This window comes from Streptomyces sp. NBC_00727, assembly GCF_045161745.1.
Lineage (GTDB): Bacteria > Actinomycetota > Actinomycetes > Streptomycetales > Streptomycetaceae > Streptomyces.
The window spans coordinates 2,523,780-2,544,520 of record NZ_CP108981.1 but is presented as its reverse complement, the minus strand read 5'-3'; the positions used below and the strand labels follow the sequence as shown (position 1 = coordinate 2,544,520).

The window sequence follows — 20,741 nt, the reverse complement described above, 5'->3', positions numbered from 1 at the left end:
ACGGATAGCCAGGCCCTTGATGAACGGACGTGCTCAACATGCCGCCACGGCTCAGTGTCGTTGTCCCCGTCTACAACGTGGAACTCTTCCTGACGGACTGTCTGAAGTCCCTCGCGGAGCAGACCTTGACCGACCTCGAGGTGGTGATGGTCGACGACGGGTCCACCGACGGCAGTGCCGCACTGGCCGCCGAGTTCGCGGCGGGCGACGACCGCTTCAAGCTGGTCAGGCAGAAGAACGGCGGCCTCGGTCACGCCCGTAACACCGGCTTCCGCAACTGCGACCCGGAGAGCCGCTACCTGGCCTTCTGCGACAGCGACGACATCATCCCGCCGAACGCCTACGAGCTGCTCGTCGAGACGCTGGAGGAGACCGGCTCGGACCTGGCGTCCGGCAACGTGCTGCGACTGCGCGCCGGCGGCAAGCTCGTGCAGTCGCCGATGTTCCGCAAGCCGATGGCCACCACGCGTCAGCGTACCCACGTTTCGCGCGACCTGGACCTCCTCGGCGACCGCATCGCCTGCAACAAGGTCTTCCGCCGCTCCTTCTGGGACAAGCACGAGTTCGCCTTCCCCGTCGGCGCGCTGTACGAGGACATCCCCGTCGTACTGCCCGCCCACTTCCTGGCCGGCTCCGTCGACATCGTCAAGGACCCCGTCTACCACTGGCGCGACCGCCCCGGCTCCATCACCACCAGCCGGGCCGTCGTCCGCGGCATCCACGACCGCGTCGCGCACGTCCAGGGCGTCTCCGACTTCCTGGCGGAGAAGCGCACCGCCGCCGACAAGAACCACTACGAGGCCCACGCGCTCGCCAACGACCTCTGGTACTTCATGGAGGTCCTGCCGGACGGCGACCAGGAGTACCGGGACGCGTTCCTCACGTACACCAACAAGTTCCTCGACCAGGTCGACCCCTCCGTGCTCGACGGGCTGCCGCTGCGCCTGCGCGTGATGTGGTACCTGGTACGCGAACACCGCATGGACGAGCTGCTGGCGCTACTCCTCCAGGACAAGCGCGAGCCCGGCGCCTTCGAGGTCAGCGGCATGCGCCGCCGCCAGGCCCACTACCCCGTCCTCACCCGGCCCGTGCCCGCCCCGGTGCTGCGCGTCGCCGACCGCGACCTGCCGCTCGCCGCCCGGCTGCGCGACGCCGAGTGGCGCGACGGCAAGCTCTTCCTCAAGGGCTACGCGTACGTCCGCAACCTCCCGGTCACCTCCGGGGCCGGCGAGTTCCGCATCGGCTGGCTGCGGGCCGGCCGGCGCAACGTCGTGCCGCTCCGGCTGCGCCGCGTCGAGGAGCCCGAGGCCACCGCCCGCGCCCGCCAGAGCCTGCACGACTACCACCGATCCGGCTTCGAGACCTCCGTGGACGCCTCCAAGCTCCGCATCCGGGCCGACGGCGGGCCCAAGCAGCTCACCTGGAAGTTCGAGGTCGGCATCGCCCGGGGCGGCCTGCTGCGCCGCGCCTTCCCGTCGGTCCGCGAGGCCTCCGTCGCGCCGCCCGTCCACCGCCCCGACGGCGACCACCGCATCGTCCCCGCCTTCGAAGGCGACAAGCTCGTCCTGCACGCCGAGCGCGTCGACGCCCGCTTCGAGACCCACGGCCCCGGCGAGAAGCCCGGCACCGTCAAGATCACCGGCGTGGTCCGCGCCCGCCTCGTCAAGGGCGAGCTGACGCTGTCCCTGACGCACGGCGCCACCCAGGCCACGTACGAGGTCCCCGCCACCGTGGGCACCGGCGCCGGTGCCGGCTGGAGCCGCTTCACCGCCGAGCTGCCGCTCGCCGCGATCGAGGAGACCCGCCCCACCGGCGAGGACGTCCCGAAGAGCGTGGCGTACAGCGTCCACCTCGCCGGCCAGGGCCTGAAGGCGTCGCTCGACGTGCCCGGCTCCGTGCACCCCGGCCGCTGCCCGCTCGCCGACGGGGCGGACGGCGTCCGCCGCGAACTGGCCCTCGTCGCCAGCGTGCGCGGCAACCTGGTGATCAGCGACCGGCCCGTGCAGCCCGCCGTCGAGCTGGCCAGCTGGACCGACGACGGCAGGCTCTTCCTGGAGGGCACCTTCCCCGAGGACCCGGAGCACCCGGTCGAGCTGGTCGTGCAGAACAGCGGCCACCGTGAGGAGCAGGTCTTCCCGGTCGAGTTCACCGGACCCGGGAACGCCCGCCGCTTCCGCGCCGAGCTGCGGCCGGACGCCGTCGAGGGCCCGGGCGGCGCGGTGCCGCTAGGCGAGGGCAACTGGTACTTCTTCTTCCGGGACAGGGGCGCCGCCGACGAGGGCGACGACCGCGCGCTGCGCATCCCCGCCTCCGCGTTCCACACGCTGCCCGCCACCCGCAACCTCGCCGGCCGCGACTACACCCTGGAGCGCCGCTTCGGCGACCAGCTCCTCGTCGTCTCCGGCCCCGTGCTCGGCGCCGCCGAGCGCGGCCCGCGCGCCCAGCGCCTGCTGAGCGAGATGTACGCCGCGCAGCGCTCCGCACCGGTGCGCGCCGCGGCCCTGTACAGCACCTTCGACGGCCGCCAGTACTCCGACTCGCCGCGCGCGGTCTACGAGGAGCTGGTGCGCCGGGGCACCGAGGTGGAGCACCTGTGGGTCGTCCGCGACCAGCAGGCGATCATCCCCGAGGGCGCCACCGCCGTCGAGCACGGCTCGGCCGCCTGGCACGAGGCGCTGGCCCGCAGCCGCTACATCGTCACCAACACGCAGCTGCCCGAGTGGTTCGCGCGCCGCGAGGACCAGACGGTCGTCCAGACCTGGCACGGCACCCCGCTCAAGCGCATCGGCATGGAACTCGCGGGCACGGCCCAGGCGAACGCCGCGTACATCGCGACCCTCGCCGGGCGCGCCGAGCAGTGGAGCTTCCTGGTCTCGCCCAACACGTACTCCACGCCCGTCCTGCGCCGCTCGTTCGGCTTCGAGGGCGAGGTGCTGGAGTGCGGCTACCCGCGCAACGACATCTTCCACGCCCCGGACCGCGCCAAGGTCGCCGCGGCGGTACGGGAGAAGCTCGGCATCCCGGCCGGCAAGCGCGTCGTCCTGTACGCCCCGACGTGGCGCGAGGACCAGCGTCTGGGCGGCGGGCGCTACTCGCTGGGCCTCCAGCTCGACCTGGCCGCCGCCGAACGCGAACTGGGCGACGACACCGTGCTCCTGGTGCGCCGTCACTACATGGTCACCGACCGGCTCCCGGACAGCGGCACCGGCTTCGTCCGCGACGTCTCGCGCTACCCGGACGTCGGCGAACTCATGCTCATCAGCGACGCCCTGGTCACCGACTACTCCTCGCTGATGTTCGACTTCGCCCAGACCGGGCGCCCGATGCTCTTCCACACCTACGACCTGGAGCACTACCGCGACACGCTGCGCGGCTTCAGCTTCGACTTCGAGTCGCGGGCACCCGGTCCCCTGATCCCGGAGTCCGACGACCTGATCGCGGCGCTGCGCGACCCGGAGCGTGCCATCGCCGGACATGCCGAGGCGTACGAGCAGTTCCGGCACGACTTCTGCGACCTCGACGACGGCCGGGCCACCGCCCGCGTGGTCGACCGCATGCTGTAGCCGACGGCGGGGAACCGCTCCGTGCCCGGCCGGTGTCCGCACCGGCCGGGCATCGGCGTTCTACGGGTGGGGCACCGGCCAGGGTTTACGCCACGGTGACGATTCGCTGCGTCGCATAGCGTCGCCGCCTTGCTACGTTCTGCTTTCATGGGTATCCGAATGTGGGGCGAAACGGACGCACGGCGGGCCAGGGCCGCCGTGCTTGTCGCGGCGACCGCGGGTCTGATCACTCGTATGATCATCGCGGCCAACTCGCCCGGTCCCGCCGACGTACGCATCTTCGCGGGGTTCGCCAAGGCCATCACCGGGTATGGCCCGGTCCGCATCTACGCGCACCCGCTTCCCGGTCTGCCCGTCTACAACCACCCGCCGCTGGCCGGGTGGATGCTGCTGGGCCTCGACCGCCTCACCGAACTCGGGTTCTCCTTCGCCACGCTGATCCGCGTCCCCGCGTCGGCCGCCGACTTCGCCTGCGCGCTCCTCGTGTTCGAGATCGTCCGCCGCCGCGCCACCGCGCGCACGGCGATGCTCTGCGGCATCGGCATCGCGGTCAGCCCGGTCCTCATCGCCACCTCCGGCTACCACGGCAACACCGACGCCGTCGCCGTCGCGTTCGCCCTGGCCGCCGCCCACCTCCTGGCCGACCGCAAGGCACCGCTCGCGGCGGGCGTGGCCGCGGCGCTGTCCATCAGCGTCAAGTTCATCCCGGTCGTGGTGATCCCGGCCCTGCTCGTGGCCGCGCTGCGCGGCGGGCGGCCGGCCCTCGCCCGCTTCGCCGCCGGGTTCGCGGGCGTCACCGCGCTCGTGTGGGGTCCGGCCCTGCTGACCGTGCCGCTGGACCTCACGCACAACGTCCTGGAGTACGCGGGCGGCAGCTACCGGCTGTGGGGCCTGGTGCGGTTCGCCGACGTCCTCGGCCTGCCCGAGCCGGCCATCGCCTTCATGCAGGGCGGCGGCCACTTCCTCTTCGTCCTGGCCTGTGTGGCCGCCGGCGCCCGGCTCGCCTGGCTGCGGCCCGCCCAGGCCCCCGGAGTCGTCGCCGCCACGCTGGGGCTGCTGCTGCTCCTGTCCACCGCGTCCGGACTCCAGTACCTGACCTGGGCGGCCGCCGGGATGTTCGTCCTCGGCCCGGTCGAAGGGTTCGCGTACAGCGTGGTCGTCGGCCTGGTCGCCGTGCTCGGCTACAGCGGCCGCTCCGCCGTGCGCTGGAGCGAGCCCGTGCTGTACCTGGGTGCGGCCGGCTGGTTCGTCCTGGCGGCCGGCCTGTTCACCGGTGTACGCCGCATCCTCGCCACGCCCCCGGACGCGCCCCCGCGCGCCGTCCCCGCCGAGCGGGCGCCCGCACCCCGTACCGAATTCCGCTCCTGCTCCACCGTCGACTGATCCCGCAACGCCCCCGTCCCCGACCCCGGCACCGCACCCCGAGCGCAACTGGAGAACGCCCCGTGAAGGAAAGCCCGAGCCCCAGGATCGGCATCCTGGTGGTCGCGTACAACGCGGAGACAACGCTGGAGAAGACCCTCGACCGGATCCCGGAGGACTTCCGGTCGCGGATCGACGAGATCCTCATCCTCGACGACGCGAGCCACGACGCCACCTTCACCGCCGGCTGCCGCTGGTCGCAGGCCGACGGCATGCCGCGCACCGTGGTGATGCGGCACACCAAGAACCTCGGCTACGGCGGCAACCAGAAGGCCGGTTACGCGCTGGCCGCCGAGCACGGGCTCGACATCATCGTGCTGCTGCACGGCGACGGGCAGTACGCCCCCGAACTGCTCCCCGAGATGGTCGCGCCCATCGAACGCGGCGAGTGCGAAGCGGTGTTCGGGTCGCGGATGATGACGACCGGCAGCGCGCTCAAGGGCGGCATGCCGATGTACAAGTGGCTCGGCAACCGCATCCTGACCCGGCTGGAGAACGGCCTGCTCGGCTCGGACCTCACCGAATTCCACTCCGGCTACCGCGCGTACAGCGTCGCGGCCCTCAAGCGGCTGCCGATCGACCGGAACACCGACGCCTTCGACTTCGACACCCAGATCATCGTGCAGCTGCTGAACGCGGGCATGCGGATCAAGGAGATCCCCGTCCCCACGTACTACGGCGACGAGATCTGCTACGTCAACGGCATGAAGTACGCCAGGGACGTGGTCAAGGACGTCCTCGAATACCGGCTGGCGGTCAAGGGGTTCGGGACCTGCCCCTGGATCCCCAAGCCCGTCGAGTACGCCTTCAAGGAGGGCGACGGCTCCTCGCACGCGGTCATCCTGGAGAAGATGCGGACGCTGCCGCCGGGCCGGGTCCTGGACCTCGGCTGTTCCGGCGGGCTGTTCGCCGAACGGCTGGAGGACCTGGGCCACGAGGTGACCGGCGTGGACTACGTCGAGGTGCCCGGCGTCCGCGAGAAGTGCAGCCACTTCCACCTCGCCAACCTGGAGGAGGGACTGCCCGCCGAGGCCGGCACCGGCTTCGACTACGTCGTCGCCGGGGACGTCATCGAGCACCTTTCCCGCCCCGAACGCATCCTCGCCGAAGCGGCCGGGGCGCTGCGGCCCGGCGGCCGGATGCTGCTGTCCGTTCCCAACTTCAGCCACTGGTACTCCCGGCTGCGGGTCGCCGTCGGCGCCTTCGGCTACGACCGCCGGGGCATCCTCGACGAGACGCATCTGCGCTTCTTCACCCGGGCCAGCCTGCGCCGGACGGTGCGCGCCGCCGGTTACGACGTACTGGAACTCTCCTCCACCGGGGCGCCGTTCTGGTCGCTGCTCGGCCGGGGGCCGCTCTCCGCGGCGCTCGGCGGGGCGTCGAAACTGCTGACCCGGGCCCGGCCGACGCTGTTCGGCTATCAACACGTCGCCCTGCTCACCCCGCACGCGGCCGACACGATCATCGCTGGAGAGCACGTCGATGTACAGGACATCCTCAACCGACAGTACGTCCCCGCCGACCGGGTCGGTGTCTGAGGCCCCCCGCCCCGGACCCGCGCCCGCCCGGGCGCCGGAGCCCCCCGCCCCCGCAGTCAGGAGCAAGGCCTTGACCCTCCCCAGCGTGCTGCTGCTCCTGTTCGCCGTGTTCTCGTCGGCGGGCGGCCAGATCATGCTCAAGCACGGGATGAAGGGCGCCGCGGCGGCCGCGGGCCGGGACGGCGGCTCCATCGCGCTGCGCGCCGCGGGCAGCCCGTGGGTCGTGCTCGGGCTGCTGGTCTTCGCGGTCTCCGCGCTCGCCTGGATGACCACGCTGGCCAAGGTGCCGCTGTCCGTCGCGTACCCGTTCAACGCGCTCGGCTACCTGCTGATCGTGCTGGCCGGGGCGACCGTGCTGCACGAGCGGACCTCGCTGTGGACCTGGGGCGGCTCGCTGCTCGTGGTGATCGGCCTGATCACGGTGATGGCCGGCCAGCAGAGCTAGTGCCCCTCCCGGCAAGCTTTGCCCCGTCGCGCCGCCCAGCACGCACGCTCGCCGCGTTGGCCGAAAGCCCTGGTAGCTCCTTCCCCAAGCTCTTGACGAGCAGGGGAGACCCCATCCAAGGACTCTCGGCCGCCTTGCGATCGCACGCACTGGACGACGCTCCTTACGGGGCAAACATTGCCGGTCGCGGCACTAGGAAGCGCTACGCCGAGGGGCCCCGCACCGGAACGTGCCGGTGCGGGGCCCCTCGGCGTCGTACCGCTAGGACTCCTCGCCCAGCAGGACGCGGCGCACCACGCGCTCGGAGGCGCGGCCGTCGTCGTACGGGCAGAACCGCTCCTTGAACGCCTTCAGCAGCGCCTCGTTCTCCGGGCTGTTCCAGCCGCCGTCGGTGAAGACCGCCGCCAGCTCGTCCGTGTCCGTGGCCACGGCGCCCGGCGTCTCGCCCGGCTGCCCGGACAGCAGGTCGAAGACGACACCGCGGACCGTGCGGTACGTGTCCCAGTCCGGGGCGAGGATGACGATCGGGCGGTTCAGGTGGGCGTAGTCGAACATCACCGAGGAGTAGTCGGTGACCAGCGCGTCCGCCGCCAGGCACAGGTCCTCGACGCGCGGGTACGTGGAGACGTCGATGACCGACGCGTTCTCCGGCAGCCCCGACCCGCCGTAGAAGTAGTGGGCGCGCATGAGGACCACGGTGTCCGGGCCGACGGCCGCGCAGAACCGGTCCAGGTCCAGGCGGTTGGTGAAGCCGGCCTCGTAGTCGCGGTGCGTCGGCGCGTAGAGCACCGCGCGCTGACCGGGGCGGATGCCCAGGTCCTCGCGGATCTTGGCGATCTGCTCCTCGGTCGCCGTCGCGAAGACGTCGTTGCGCGGGTAGCCCGTCTCCAGCGGGCGTGCCGCGCTCGGGTAGGCGCGGGACCACACCTCGGTGGAGTGCGGGTTGGCGGAGACGCTCCAGTCCCAGCGGTCCACGCGCTTGAGCAGCCGGTCGAAGTTGAGCCCCTGGGCGGCCGCCGGGTAGTTCTGCTGGTCCATGCCCATGATCTTCAGCGGGGTGCCGTGGTGGGTCATGACATGGATCTGGCCGGGGCGCTTGACCAGGTGGTCCGGGAAGTTGACGTTGTTGAAGAAGTACGTGGCACGGGCCAGGACCGACCAGTAGCGGCGGGTACCGGGCACCACGTAGTCGATGCCCTTGGGCACCGAGTCCACGTTGTTCTTCGACACCACCCAGACGCCGTGGACGTCCGGCGCCAGTTCCTTGGCCTTGCGGTAGATCGCCTCGGGGTTGCAGCTCACGCCGCGGTTCCAGTAGGCGGCGTACACGGCCAGCTTGGGGTCGAGCGGGAGCTTGCGCTGCGCCTTGTAGTAGCGCTTGGTGAACTGCTTCTTCGCCTTCGCCCGGGCCGTGGTGGGCGCGGAACGCAGGCTGCGCCGGGTGGCGAGCGCGGTGTCCAGCGCGCCGAGCGCGGTGTACTTGCCGCCGCCCATCAGCTGCGGGCGCAGGCCCTTGGCGCCGCCGGGGAACTTGAAGCCCTCCGGGCGGTGCGCGCCGTGGAAGGAGGCGACCGCGCTCACGTACTGGCGGCGGCGCTTGGTCACCGTCGGGTACGTGGACAGCAGCTCCTGGACGGCCCGGTCGAAGAGGAGACCGCGGACGTCCTTCAGGGCGGGGCGGGCCTCGACGAAGGCCATCAGGGAGTCGTACGCCTCGACCAGCTCCAGCGGCGTCGAACCCCCCGAGGGCTCGACGTCGTCCACGAGGCCGGGCAGGTAGCGCTGCTGGCGGTGCTCGACGCAGGCCGTGTCCAGCGTGGCCACGGAGGCCGCGACGGCGACGGTCGCCAGCGCGTACATCCGCTCGCCGTGCGGCCCCGGGCCGAAGGTCACGCTCTCGCGCTCCAGGACGGCGCGGCGCACGGCGCGGTTCCAGGAGACCTGGGCGACGTCCAGGAGGTCGGGGCGCTCCGCGAGGGTGAGCGGACCCGCGGGCATGGAGGCCAGCTTCTCCAGCGAGCGCGTCGAGCGGGTCTTGCCGCGGAAGGGGCGCTTGCGGTGGCCGAACAGCAGCACGTCCGGGTCACCGGTGGAGTCCAGCCGGTCCACGACGGCCTGCAGCGCGCCGGGCAGGTGGATGTAGTAGCCCTCCAGGAACAGGACGTAGTCCCCGGACGCCTCCTCGATCCCGGCGTTGCGGCGGCCGTGCGCGCCGGCGCCCGGGTCCAGGTGCACGGCCCGGACGCGGCTGTCGCGCGCGGCGAACTCGTCCAGAACCAGGCCCGAGCCGTCCGGTGCGCCGTCGTCGACCCCGATGACCTCGATGTCCGTGAACGACTGGGAGAGCACCGACTCCAGGCACTCGCGCAGACTGCCTCGGGCGCGACGGACGGGGATGATGACACTCAGCCGGGGCATACAGACTCTTTCTCGGACTGTGCGTACTGGGAAGGCACCCAGCGTACTGGGGCGGGCTCCGCAGGACGGGTCGGGGGGCGGGCAGGCGTACGAGGGTCGAGGGGCGGGCGCGTCGGGCCCCCGAGTGGTCGACCGCGCGGCTGATGAAGGCCCCTCTTATCATACTACCCGGGACAGTAAGTGAACCTTGGGTAATTCGGGGCGGGACGGCGCAATCCGGGCGCCCCCCGAAGCCGGTGAACGGAGGCTTCGCACGAGTGCGGGGCGCCCCGCCCGTAGGCCGGAACGCCCCGCACTGTTACGCGCTGCTACTTGACGGCGCCCGCCATCACGCCGGAGACGAACTGGCGCTGGAAGGCGAAGAACACCGCGAGCGGAATGACCATCGAGACGAAGGCGCCGGGCGCCAGCACGTCGATGTTGTTGCCGAACTGGCGTACCTGCTGCTGGAGCGCCACCGTGATGGGCGGCGATCCGGAGTCCGCGAAGATCAGCGCGACCAGCATGTCGTTCCAGACCCAGAGGAACTGGAAGATGCCGAGCGAGGCGATCGCCGGACCGCCCAGCGGCATCACGACCCGGGTGAAGAGACGGATCTCGCCCGCCCCGTCCAGCCGCGCCGCCTCCAGGAGCTCCCGGGGGATCTCCGCGAAGAAGTTCCGCAGCAGGAAGATCGCGAAGGGCAGCCCGAACGCCGTGTGGAAGAGGATCACGCCGAGCGTCGTCTCGAAGATCCCGATCTCGCCGAACAGCTTCGACACGGGGATCAGCGCGACCTGCACCGGGACCACCAGCAGCCCCACGACCAGCAGGAACCACCAGTCGCGGCCGGGGAAGTCCATCCACGCGAACGCGTATCCCGCGAGCGAGCCGATCACCACCACCAGCACCGTGGACGGCACGGTGATCATCACCGTGCTGAACAGCGAGCCCGTGATCGTGGAATTGTCCAGCAGTCGCGAGTAGTTGTCGAAGGTCAGCTCGGAGGGCGCGGTGAAGATGTTCCACCAGCCGGTCGCCGCGATCCTGTCCGGGCTGCGCAGCGAGGACAGCAGCAGCCCGATGGTCGGCATCAGCCAGAACAGGCCGACCAGGACCAGGACGACGCGCATCACGCCGCCGCCGGCCCGTGCCGCGATCCGTGCGCCCAGCGACCGCCGGGTCTTCACCGCGCCGGCGTCCGAGGCGGTGGTGGCCGAGGGCGTCGTCATCGGCGCCCCTCCTTCCGTATCCGCCTGATGTTGAAGAGCATCACCGGGATCACCAGCAGCAGCAGGAGTACGGCGATGGCGCTGCCGACCCCGAGATCCGCGTCCGTGCCGAACGAGGACCGGTACAGCTGGAGTGCCAGCACGTTCGCGTCGTCCTGGGACGAGCCCGGCGCGATGATGAACACCAGGTCGAAGACCTTCAGTACGTTGATCATCAGCGTGACCAGCACCACCGCGAGGACCGGGGCGAGCATCGGAACGGTGATCCGGCGGAACACCTGCCACTCGTTGGCCCCGTCCACCCGGGCCGCTTCGAGGAGTTCACGCGGCAGACCGGCGAGGCCCGCGGCGATCAGCACCATCGCGAAGCCCGCCCACATCCACACGTAGCTCCCGATGATGCCGGGCGTCACGAGCGTCGGGCCGAGCCAGTCGACGCCGTTGTACGGCTCCTTGAAGTTGCCGGCCGGCAGCCGCAGTTCGGCGCCGTCCGCCGAGGCGGGCAGCGTGAACGTGCCGTCCGCCGCGGCCTTGGCGGTCGCGACCACCTCGCCGTTCCTGACGGCCTCCACCTTCAGGCCCTTGAGCCCGAGTTCCCGGGCGTCGATGACATTGGGTTTGCCGCCGCCGCCCTTGGTGAAGTCCAGCCACGCGGTGCCGGTGACCGCACCGTCCTCGCCGGCCTCCGGGGCCCTCGCCGGTTTCGCGTCGCCCGGCATCTTCGCCGGGAGCACCCCGACCAGGGGGAGCTGGACCGGCTGCCCGGCGTGCACCACGGTCTTCGTCACGAACGCCCCGCCGCCGGCCGCCTTCAGCGGGTGCACGGGCAGCGGATGCGCCTTCGGGAAGCCCGACGACTCGGCGAACGTGTCGTGCACGCCCACCCAGACCGCGTTGGCCACCCCGCGCTCCGGCGCCTGGTCGTACACCAGCCGGAAGATGATGCCCGCGGCGAGCATGGAGATCGCCATCGGCATGAAGACGATCAGCTTGAAGGCCGTGCCCCAGCGGACGCGTTCCGTCAGCACCGCGAAGATCAGCCCGAGCGCGGTGGCGACCGTCGGCGCGAACACCACCCAGATCGCGTTGTTCTTGACCGCCGTACGGATGGTGTCGTCCGAGAACAGCGTCTTGTAGTTGTCGATGCCGGCGAAGCCCGTACCCGCCTGGTCGAGGAACGACCGGTAGACGGAGTACACGATCGGGTACACCACGAGCGCCCCGAGCAGCACCAGCGCGGGCAGTATGAAGAGCGCCGCGATGAGCCTGCGGGTGCCGGTGACGCTCCGTCCGCGTGCGCCGGGGGAGCCGGAGGGGGCGGGCCCGCCCTTCCTGGGGGCGGGTACCGAAGTCCCGCCGGACCGTTTCCTGTCGGCGGGGAGCGCCTCGTCGGCGCCCCCCGCTGCCGCTGTCGTCATGCCGTCAGCTCTTGTAAGCCTTGGCCGCGTCGGACTCCATCTCGGCTTGAGTCCCCGCGATGTCCTTCGGGTTCTTCAGGAAGTCCTGAAGGGTCTTCCACTCGCCCTTGCCGGGCGTCCCGCCGAACGACTGCGGCGCCTGGTCGGACATGTCGAACCGGACGGAGTCACCGGCCGCGATCAGCGCCTTAGCCATCGTCCGCTGCACGTCGTTGGGGTACGCGGACGGGTCCAGGCTCTTGTTCGGCGAGATGAACCCGCCCTGCTCGGCGGCGATCTTCGCGGCGTCCGCGGAGGCCAGCCAGGTCAGCAGCGCCTGGGCGCCCTTGCCGTCCTTCAGCGCCACCGCCGCGTCGCCACCGGTCACCACGGGCGCCTCGGCGCCGACCGCGGGGAACGGGAAGACCTTGGCATCCGTGCCGATCTTCGCCTTAGTCTGTGCGATGTTGACGCCGACGAAGTCGCCCTCGTAGACCATGGCGGCCTTGGGCTGGTCACCGCCGGTGAAGGTCTGCGTGACCGACGCCGGGAACTCGGTCTGCAGCGCGCCGTCGGCGCCGCCCGCGATCAGGGACGGCTTGCCGAACAGCTGGGCCAGCGTGGTCAGCGCGTCCTTGACGGACGGGTCCGTCCACTTGATCTTGTGCTGGGCGAGCTGGTCGTACTTCTCCGGGCCCGCCTGGGAGAGGTACACGTTCTCGAACCAGTCGGTGAGCGTCCAGCCGTCCGCGCCGCCGACCGAGACCGGCGTGACACCCGAGGCGGACACCGTCTCGGCGGTGGCCAGGAAGTCCTTCCAGGTCTTCGGCTCGCTCGCGCCCGCGTTCTCGAACGCCTTGGTGTTGTACCAGATCAGCGACTTGTTGGCGGCCTTGTAGTAGACGCCGTACTGGGTGCCGTCCACCGCGCCGAGGCCCTGCCAGACCTGCGCGTAGTTCTTGCTCAGCTGGGCCTTCGCCTCGTCGCCGACCGGCTTGGCCCACTTCTTCGCCACGGCCTGCTGGACCGCCCCGACCTGCGGGATCATCGCGACGTCCGGCGGCTGCCCGCCCGCGATCTTCGTACCGAGGAAGTTCACGATCGGGTCCTGCGCCGGGACGAACGTCACCTCGGCGCCGGTCCGCTTCTCGAACTCCTTGAGGACCTTGACGAAGTTGGCCTGTTCGGCACCCGTCCAGACCGCGGCGACGGAAAGCTTCTCACCGTCCAGTTTCGGTAAGGCGACGCTCGGCGTCGAGCCCTTGCCCGTCGTGGAGCCGCCTTCGTCCGTCTTCTTGCCTCCGCCGTCACCGTCGTCGCCGCAACCGGTGAGGGCCAGTGCGCCGATGGCGGTGAACACCACGGCCGCTCTGCGAATCCGAAGGGTTGTGCGCATCCCTGCCCCGTCTCTCTGTGCGCGTGCGCAGGGCCGGCACCGGTCCTGAAAGCCGGTGCTCCCGGTCGTGCGGCACGTCGTCGTGTGCGCACAGTCCTATGCCCGGCGTCCGGGCGCCGCAATACCGCCCTCGCCCCCAATTTCTTGATCGTGATGGCCTCGTGACGTCAAGTCAGTGCAGGTATCCGGCCATTGGGGGACGATCGGGCCGCCCGGCTCCGGTGCCGCGCCAGAGAGGCTCAGGGGTGGCTCAGGGGCGGCTCCGGCGCGGCCCGGGGTCCGGCAGGGGGCCCCTCAGACGGATAGGGGTGCGAGGGGCTGTGCGTTGACCGAGCGCGCCGCCCGTTCCAGCGCGCTGGCGAGCAGCGCGAGGTCCGTGGGGCCGTTGCCGAGCTCGCGGACCGGGCGGCGGGTGGGCGGGTCGCCCATCCGCTCCCACTCCAGCGGGACGACCGTCGGCCGCAGCGTCGCCGTGCGCGGGATGCGGCCCGTCACCCGGCCCCCCTGGAACGGCGTCACCCGTCCGTCCGGATGCCCCAGCCGGCCCCGGCCCGGCGCCGGTTCGTCCGGCGAGGGCGGGACCGCGGGCGGATCGAGCACGATGCGCAGCCGCGCGCCGCGGGCCAGCTCCGTGTCCTCCGTGCGGTCCGGGCGGGCGGAGGTCGCGACCAGGTGGATGCCAAGCCGGCCGCCGTCCCGGGCCACCGCCTCCAGCGCCCGCACCACCGAACCGGCGGCGGGCCGGCCCGGGCTCCCGAGCGCCGGGGCCATCAGCGCGTCGAAGTCGTCCACGAGCACGACCAGCCGGGGCAGCGGTGAGGGGCCCGGGTCCACGGGGCGGCCCGCGGCCGGGCGCAGGCGGAGGGTGCCGGTGGAGGACGACTCGATGTCGCCGCGCTGTTCGGGGATCGGCGCGGTCGTGGCCCCGGCCTCGTGGCGGCTGTGCCACTCGGCGAAGTCCAGCTCGCCGAGCAGCTCGGCCCGCCGCTTCACCTCGCCGCCCAGCGCCTGGGCGAACTCCCGCATCCGGACCGGGTCCGAGGCCACCAGGTGCGTGAACGCGTGCGGCAGCTCCGTACACGGGCGCAGGGACTCGCCGCGCTCGCCGCCCGCCCCGTCGACCAGCACGATGCCCAGCCGGTCCGGCCGGGCGGCGGCGGCCAGCGATGCCGCGACGGCCCGCAGCAGCTCGGTCCGCCCGCTGCCACCGGGCCCCTCGATGAGCAGGTGCGGCCCCTCGTCCGCGAGATCCACGCTCACCGGCCCCCGGGGCCCGGCGCCGAGCACGACGACGGGACGTCCGGCGTAGACGGCGGGGCGCGGGACGGTACGCGTGGCGGTCTGCGTACCGGCGCCGGCCTCCGTTCCGCGGGCGCCGGAGGAGCCGGGGTACGGGGTGCGGCCCGAGTCCCCCGTACCGGCGGCCGGGTACGGCGTGCGGCCGGAGCCGTCGGTGGTTGCGCGGGGGTACGGGGTGCGGCCGGAGTGCCCCGTCATGGCGTCCGGATACGGGGTGCGGCCGGAGTCGCCGGCGTCGGGGTACGGCGTGCGGCCCGAGTCGTCCGTGCGGGGATACGGCGTGCGGCCCGAGTCGCCGGTACCGGGATACGGCGTGCGGCCGGAGTCGCCGGCGCCTGGGTGCGGGGTCCGCCCCGAACCGCTCGCGGCGGCGCGGGGGTACGCCGTCCGGCCCGAGCCCGACGCCGTCGCACCCGGGTACGGCGTCCGCCCCGAGCCCGCCGCGTCCGGCGCGTCGGCCGCGGTGCGCTGTGCTCCCACGCGCGGGGGCGCCGCGCCCGGCTGGTCGTCGGCCGTCGAGGCCCAGCGGGCCATCAGGGAGGCCGGTGTGGCGCGGGCCAGGCCCAGTTCGTCCAGGAGGCGGGCGGACGGCGGCAGCGCCACCGGCACCTGGCGGCCCGGCAGCGCGGCCGAGCCCTCCGCCCGCAGGGGGGCCAGCGCCCGGCCGAACCGCTGCGCCCAGTGCGCCGACACCGCGTCCACCGCGGCCACCGTGCCGTGGCCCGCCGCGCGGCCGCCCGCCGTGCGCAGCACCCGCAGGGCCGTCGCCACGTCGCCGCTCAGCATCCCCACGGCCCCGCACTCGCGGAAGGCGATCGACGCGTGGCACGCCGCCTCGTACGTCGCGGCGACGGGCGAGGTGGGCGTCGCGGCCGGGGTCTCGGCCAGGCAGATCAGATGGATGCCCGCCGCCGCACCCGCCGCCGCCAGCCGGGCCGTGTTCTCGCGGAGCACCGCCGCGCCCGGGTCGCCGTCGAGGATCACCACGGTGAACGGACCCTCGTAGAGCTTCGCGGCCTCGGCGACCGCGGCCGGGTCCTGGCTCGCCCAGCCGGGGCCGAGCGGCCCGTCGTCCAGCCGGCGGACCAGCTCGGCCGTCCTGGCGAGAGCCTGGTCACGGTCGTACGCGAGGAGCAGCCGGCAGTCCTGGCCGTGCATCGGGCGCAGATGGGGCAGCCAGCCCAGCCAGGCCCACTCGCGCCGCCGCTCCTCGACGGTGCGCGCCCGGTCCGTGCTGATCAGCACGATTTCCAGATCGGCGGGGGAGTGCAGCGCGGCCAGCTGCGCCACGGCGGACCGGGCGAGTCCGGACAGCCGCTCGCGGGGCCCGGCGAGCCCCAGCGAACCGGCCTCGCGCAGGCTCACGGTCACCGGCACGGCCGGCAGCTCGGCCCGCTCGGTCGTGCCCAGCCGGACCACCAGCGCCTCCGGGTGCGCGGGGTCGCGCTCCCACAACCGGGGGCCCGGGCCGAGCGCGGTCAGCAGGACGGCCGCCGGGTCGGGCCAGGTGCCCTCCGGGGCGGTGGGCAGCGCGGTGAACGTGGCAGGGGCGGGCGGCTCCGGCTGCGCGGGGGCACCCGGGGGCTCGGGCTCGGGCCTGGCGCCCTTGAAGCGGCGGGCCCAGGCGCCTATGCCGCCGCGCCGGGGCGCCTCCTGTTCCGGGAAGCGGCCGGGGTGCCCGGCGGAGGAGCCCGGCCGGGCCGCGGCCTCGGGGCCGGCGGGGGCGGGGAGGTCGTGGTCGTGCCGGTCGGTCGCGGGGGCGGGGGCGGCCGGCGCGGCCGGGACCCTGGCCACCCGCAGATGACCCTCGCCGTCCGGGGTGGTCGCCAGCGCCGGCGTACGCGCGCCGGAGGCGAGCCGGAGCGTCGATTCGCCGAGCCGCAGCAGCGCGCCCGGGGCGAGGCGGACCGGGCGGTCGTGGACCTCGGCCCCGTCCAGCGAGGTGCCGTTGGTGGAGCCCAGGTCGGCCACCGCGACGCGGCCGTCGTCGTAGACGGTCACCTCGCAGTGCAGCCGGGACACATCGGGGTCGTCGAGCGGGACGTCGGCCTCGGCCGAGCGGCCGATCCGGATCGTGCCCCCGTGCAGCAGATGGACACCGCCCGCGTCGGGCCCGGCGATCACCTGGAGGCGGGCCGGGACCGCGTCGTCCATGGTCTCGACCTCGCCCGGCGCCTGGAGCGAGAGCACCGCGCCGTCCACGAGGGGCGGTTCACCGAGCGCGCAGCGCTGCGCGTCGAGCCGCTCCCGGCCCGCGAAGAGCACCACCGCACCGCTGCCGAGGGAGCCGTCGGGACCCGCGACGGCCATCGCCAGGCCGGACGCGACGGTGGCCAGCGCCGTCCCGGCGGGGGCGGTGACCAGCACATCGCAGGCGCGCGCCGGGGTCTGGCCGCTGGGCGGCGCGAGGACGGTCAGCCGGATCTGCATCGCCGTCAGCGGTCCCTTCTGCGCGCGGTGCCGGCCGGAGGGACGCCCTGTGATTCCCCCCACCCGGCACGGACGCGTCGTCCGGTACAGGTTCGTCACGCACCGCGGGGCTCCCGACCCCGCAGTCGTGCTCCAGGCATCCTCGCATCCGCCACCGACAACACGCCCGGCAGTGACCAGTAAGTGATCTTGGAAGGTCTGCTGTGGCCCCAAAAGTGCGGCATGACCGGTTCCCGTACCCGCCCCGGCAACCATCCGCCCGGCGACGGCGTCTTCCCGGGCGGCCCGTGTGCGCGGGAAACCGCGACCGCCGGGCGAGGGAAGCGGAGAGCGCACAGCGAGGAGTCAATGCGGTGCAGAGGGTGTACATCCGGGGATTGCGGACAAACGGGTAACCTTCCCGACCCGGCCGGCCTCTCTCGTACACCCTCTAGAGTGGGCCGGAAACTCCGGGGGTATCCGGGCACCACGACCAGCAGGGAGCGCATGACGTGCGGCCGGTAGGCAGCAAGTACCTGCTCGAGGAGCCGCTGGGACGCGGCGCCACGGGCACCGTCTGGCGCGCCAGCCAGCGCGAGGCGGCGGGCGCCGAGGCGGCCGTGGCCGGCCGGCCCGGCGAGACCGTGGCGATCAAGGTCCTCAAGGAGGAGCTGGCCAACGACGCGGACGTGGTGATGCGGTTCCTGCGGGAACGCTCCGTCCTGTTGCGGCTGACCCACCCCAACATCGTGCGCACCCGCGACCTCGTCGTCGAGGGCGACCTCCTCGCCCTCGTGATGGACCTGATCGACGGTCCCGACCTGCACCGCTACCTGCGCGACAACGGCCCGCTCACCCCGGTCGCCGCCGCCCTGCTCACCGCGCAGATCGCCGACGCGCTCGCCGCCAGCCACGCCGACGGGGTGGTCCACCGCGACCTCAAGCCCGCCAACGTGCTGCTCGCCGACCCCGACGGCGAGATGCGCCCGATGCTCACCGACTTCGGGATCGCGCGCCTCGCCGACTCGCCGGGTCTGACCAGGACCCACGAGTTCGTCGGCACCCCCGCGTACGTCGCACCGGAGTCCGCCGAGGGCCGCCCGCAGACCTCCGCCGTCGACATCTACGGCGCCGGCATCCTGCTGTACGAGCTGGTCACCGGCCGCCCGCCGTTCGCCGGCGGCACCGCGCTCGAAGTCCTGCACCGCCACCTCAGCGAGGAGCCCCGTCGCCCCAGCACCGTCCCCGAGCCCCTGTGGACGGTCATAGAGCGCTGCCTGAGCAAGGACCCCGACCGGCGGCCCAGCGCGGAGAACCTGGCGCGCGGGCTGCGTACCGTCGCCGCCGGCATCGGCGTCCACGCGAACGCCGCGCAGATCGCCGCTGCCGACGGGGTCGCCGCCCTGCTCGCGCCCGACCCGGCGCCCACCGCGGTGCCCGAGGTCCCCGGCGCGGCCGACCCGACCCAGGTGCTGCCGAGCAACGCGGGCTCGTACGACCCGAACGGGGCCACCAGCGTCCTGCCGCACAGCGGGGGCCCCGGCGCCGGACAGGCCGACCCGACCGCCGTCCTGCCGCCCGTGCCGCCGCGCCCCGGCAGCGACCCGCTCCCCGAGGAACCGCACCCCTGGCAGTCCCAGCTCCGGGCCGCCCGCGACCGCAACGAGCAGACGCAGGTGCAGTACCTCGACCCGAGTCAGGACCCCCTGCGCCGCCGCCCGCAGCGCCGCCAGCAGCCCCCGCAGCAGCCGCGCGACGGGCAGCAGTACCAGCAGCCGCAGCAGCAGTACCAGCAGCCGCAGCAGCAGCAGTACCAACGGCAGCAGCAGTACCAGCCGCAACCGCAGCAGCAGTACCAGCCCCAGCCGCAGCAGCAGGCGTACGCGCCGCCCCAGCAGCCGCAGCAGCCCCAGCAGCCGGCGCAGCGCGCGCCCCGCGAGCCGAGGCGGCGCAGCTCCAACCCGATGAAGATCCCGGGGCTCGGCTGTCTCAAGGGCTGCCTGTTCACGCTGGTGCTGCTCTTCGTGGCGAGCTGGCTGATCTGGGAACTCACCCCGCTGAAGGACTGGATCGGTACGGGCCAGAGCTACTGGCACGCGATCACCGACGCCTTCTCCACCGTGAAGGACTGGATGTCGAAGCTCGGCAGCGGCAACTGACCGAGGCGTCCGCCGCGGCCGGCCGGGACCGCCGGCCGGCCGGGCAACTCTGTAGCTATATCGACTTCCGCGGACCAATTCCGAGGCATTTCGCCCACAGAAGCGAAGGTTGGTGCCAACCACGGCACGCGGGCCCCCGATCGCCGCGTAACTTTGTCGACCGGGGGTTGTTGGGGTCCATCGCCAGCCGCTGAGGGAGCAGTCTTGGCACGGAAAATCGGCAGCCGGTACACCGCCCACCAGATACTGGGGCGCGGCAGCGCCGGCACGGTGTGGCTCGGGGACGGCCCCGAGGGCCCCGTGGCCATCAAACTGCTCCGCGAGGACCTGGCGTCCGACCAGGAGCTCGTCGGCCGGTTCGTCCAGGAGCGCACCGCACTGCTCGGGCTCGACCATCCGCACGTCGTCGCCGTCCGCGACCTCGTGGTGGACGGCAACGACCTCGCCCTCGTCATGGACCTGGTCCGGGGCACCGACCTGCGCACCCGGCTCGACCGCGAACGCCGGCTGGCCCCCGAGGCCGCCGTCGCCGTCGTCGCGGACGTCGCCGACGGACTCGCCGCCGCGCACGCCGCCGGGATCGTCCACCGGGACGTCAAGCCCGAGAACATCCTGCTCGACATGGAGGGGCCGCTCGGCCCCGGCAACGCCCACCCCGCGCTGCTCACCGACTTCGGCGTCGCCAAGCTCATCGACACCCCGCGCCGGACCCGCACCACCAAGATCATCGGTACGCCGGACTACCTGGCCCCCGAGATCGTCGAGGGCCTGCCGCCCCGCGCCGCCGTCGACATCTACGCCCTGGCCACGGTCCTCTACGAGCTCCTCGCGGGCTTCACGCCCTTCGGCGGCGGGCACCCCGGCGCCGTCCTGCGCCGCCATGTCACCGAGACCGTGGTCCCGCTCCCCGGCATCCCCGACGAGCTCTGGCAGCTGCTCGTCCAGTGCCTGGCCAAGGCCCCCGCCTCCCGGCTGCGCGCCTCGGAGCTCGCCGCCCGGCTGCGCGAGCAGCTGCCGCACCTGGCCGGCATCCCGCCCCTGGACGTGGACGAGCCGGACGAGGAGCCGGAGCCCCCGCAGGGCTACGACGAGCAGCAGTACACCCCGGCCGGCGACGAGCCCCGCAGGCGCGGCGCGGTCCCGCTGGTGCCCGGCTCGTCCCCGGACTCCAACCGGGACACCCACACGAGCATGCGCGTCCCGGCCCCCGACGAGCTGTCCGGCGGCCCCCGCGGCACCGCCCGCGCCCCGCGCGCACCCGGCCGCCCGCGCCCCGGCTCGGCCCGCAACAAGTCGGCGGCCGTCCGCAAGCGCCGGCTGACGCTGGGGGCCGCGGCCCTCGTGCTGGTCGCCGGGCTCGGCGTGGGCGGCTGGTTCGCGCTCGGCGGCGACGACGCGGACCCCGGGCCCCAGGACACGAAGAACTCGGCCCCGGCACAGCCGTAAGCAGAGGCGATCCGGCGGCCCGAGGAACGTACGCGCCG

At 73.0% G+C, this 20,741-nt stretch carries 11 protein-coding genes; 6 read left to right on the top strand and 5 right to left on the bottom strand.

Annotated features, from left to right (window positions below; translation table 11 throughout):
• Positions 1 to 29: 29 nt before the first annotated feature.
• The 4 genes from OG242_RS11320 to OG242_RS11305 all read left to right on the top strand — a co-directional run bounded on the left by OG242_RS11320 (position 30) and on the right by OG242_RS11305 (position 6,968).
• Positions 30 to 3,563: a CDP-glycerol glycerophosphotransferase family protein gene (locus OG242_RS11320; protein ID WP_405898030.1), complete on the top strand. Its 3,534-nt coding sequence runs from the start codon at positions 30 to 32 to the stop codon at positions 3,561 to 3,563.
• Positions 3,564 to 3,722: 159 nt separating this feature from the next.
• Positions 3,723 to 4,946: a glycosyltransferase family 39 protein gene (locus tag OG242_RS11315; protein ID WP_405901576.1), complete on the top strand. Its 1,224-nt coding sequence runs from the start codon at positions 3,723 to 3,725 to the stop codon at positions 4,944 to 4,946.
• Between the two features lie 62 nt (positions 4,947 to 5,008).
• Entirely contained in the window at positions 5,009 to 6,523 is a 1,515-nt protein-coding gene (locus tag OG242_RS11310) for a methyltransferase domain-containing protein (RefSeq protein ID WP_405898029.1), read from the top strand.
• Between the two features lie 70 nt (positions 6,524 to 6,593).
• The gene (locus OG242_RS11305) at positions 6,594 to 6,968 is read left to right on the top strand and encodes an EamA family transporter (RefSeq protein ID WP_405898028.1); all 375 of its coding nucleotides are present in this window, start codon (positions 6,594 to 6,596) and stop codon (positions 6,966 to 6,968) included.
• Positions 6,969 to 7,229: 261 nt separating this feature from the next.
• Here OG242_RS11305 and OG242_RS11300 read toward each other — a convergent pair whose 3' ends face one another.
• The 5 genes from OG242_RS11300 to OG242_RS11280 all read right to left on the bottom strand — a co-directional run bounded on the left by OG242_RS11300 (position 7,230) and on the right by OG242_RS11280 (position 17,119).
• Entirely contained in the window at positions 7,230 to 9,386 is a 2,157-nt protein-coding gene (locus OG242_RS11300; RefSeq protein WP_405898027.1) for a CDP-glycerol glycerophosphotransferase family protein, read from the bottom strand.
• Positions 9,387 to 9,694: 308 nt separating this feature from the next.
• Positions 9,695 to 10,597 carry a carbohydrate ABC transporter permease gene (locus OG242_RS11295; RefSeq protein ID WP_405898026.1) on the bottom strand — a complete coding sequence of 301 codons (903 nt, stop codon included), beginning with the start codon at positions 10,595 to 10,597 and terminating at the stop codon, positions 9,695 to 9,697.
• Entirely contained in the window at positions 10,594 to 12,015 is a 1,422-nt protein-coding gene (locus tag OG242_RS11290; protein ID WP_405898025.1) for a carbohydrate ABC transporter permease, read from the bottom strand. The genes OG242_RS11295 and OG242_RS11290 overlap by 4 nt, the downstream gene beginning before the upstream one ends.
• 4 nt (positions 12,016 to 12,019) lie before the next feature.
• Positions 12,020 to 13,390 (bottom strand): ABC transporter substrate-binding protein, encoded by a 1,371-nt coding sequence (locus tag OG242_RS11285; RefSeq protein ID WP_405898024.1) that lies wholly within the window; start codon positions 13,388 to 13,390, stop codon positions 12,020 to 12,022.
• Positions 13,391 to 13,684: 294 nt separating this feature from the next.
• Positions 13,685 to 17,119, bottom strand: coding sequence for an FtsK/SpoIIIE domain-containing protein (locus OG242_RS11280; RefSeq protein WP_405898023.1), 3,435 nt, complete (start codon positions 17,117 to 17,119; stop codon positions 13,685 to 13,687).
• 491 nt (positions 17,120 to 17,610) lie between these two features.
• Between OG242_RS11280 and OG242_RS11275 the strand changes: the two genes are divergently transcribed.
• Positions 17,611 to 19,257, top strand: a complete 1,647-nt coding sequence (locus OG242_RS11275) for a protein kinase domain-containing protein (protein WP_405898022.1) — start codon at positions 17,611 to 17,613, stop codon at positions 19,255 to 19,257.
• A 204-nt stretch (positions 19,258 to 19,461) separates the two neighbouring features.
• The gene (locus OG242_RS11270) at positions 19,462 to 20,703 is read left to right on the top strand and encodes a protein kinase domain-containing protein (RefSeq protein WP_405898021.1); all 1,242 of its coding nucleotides are present in this window, start codon (positions 19,462 to 19,464) and stop codon (positions 20,701 to 20,703) included.
• Positions 20,704 to 20,741 lie beyond the last annotated feature (38 nt).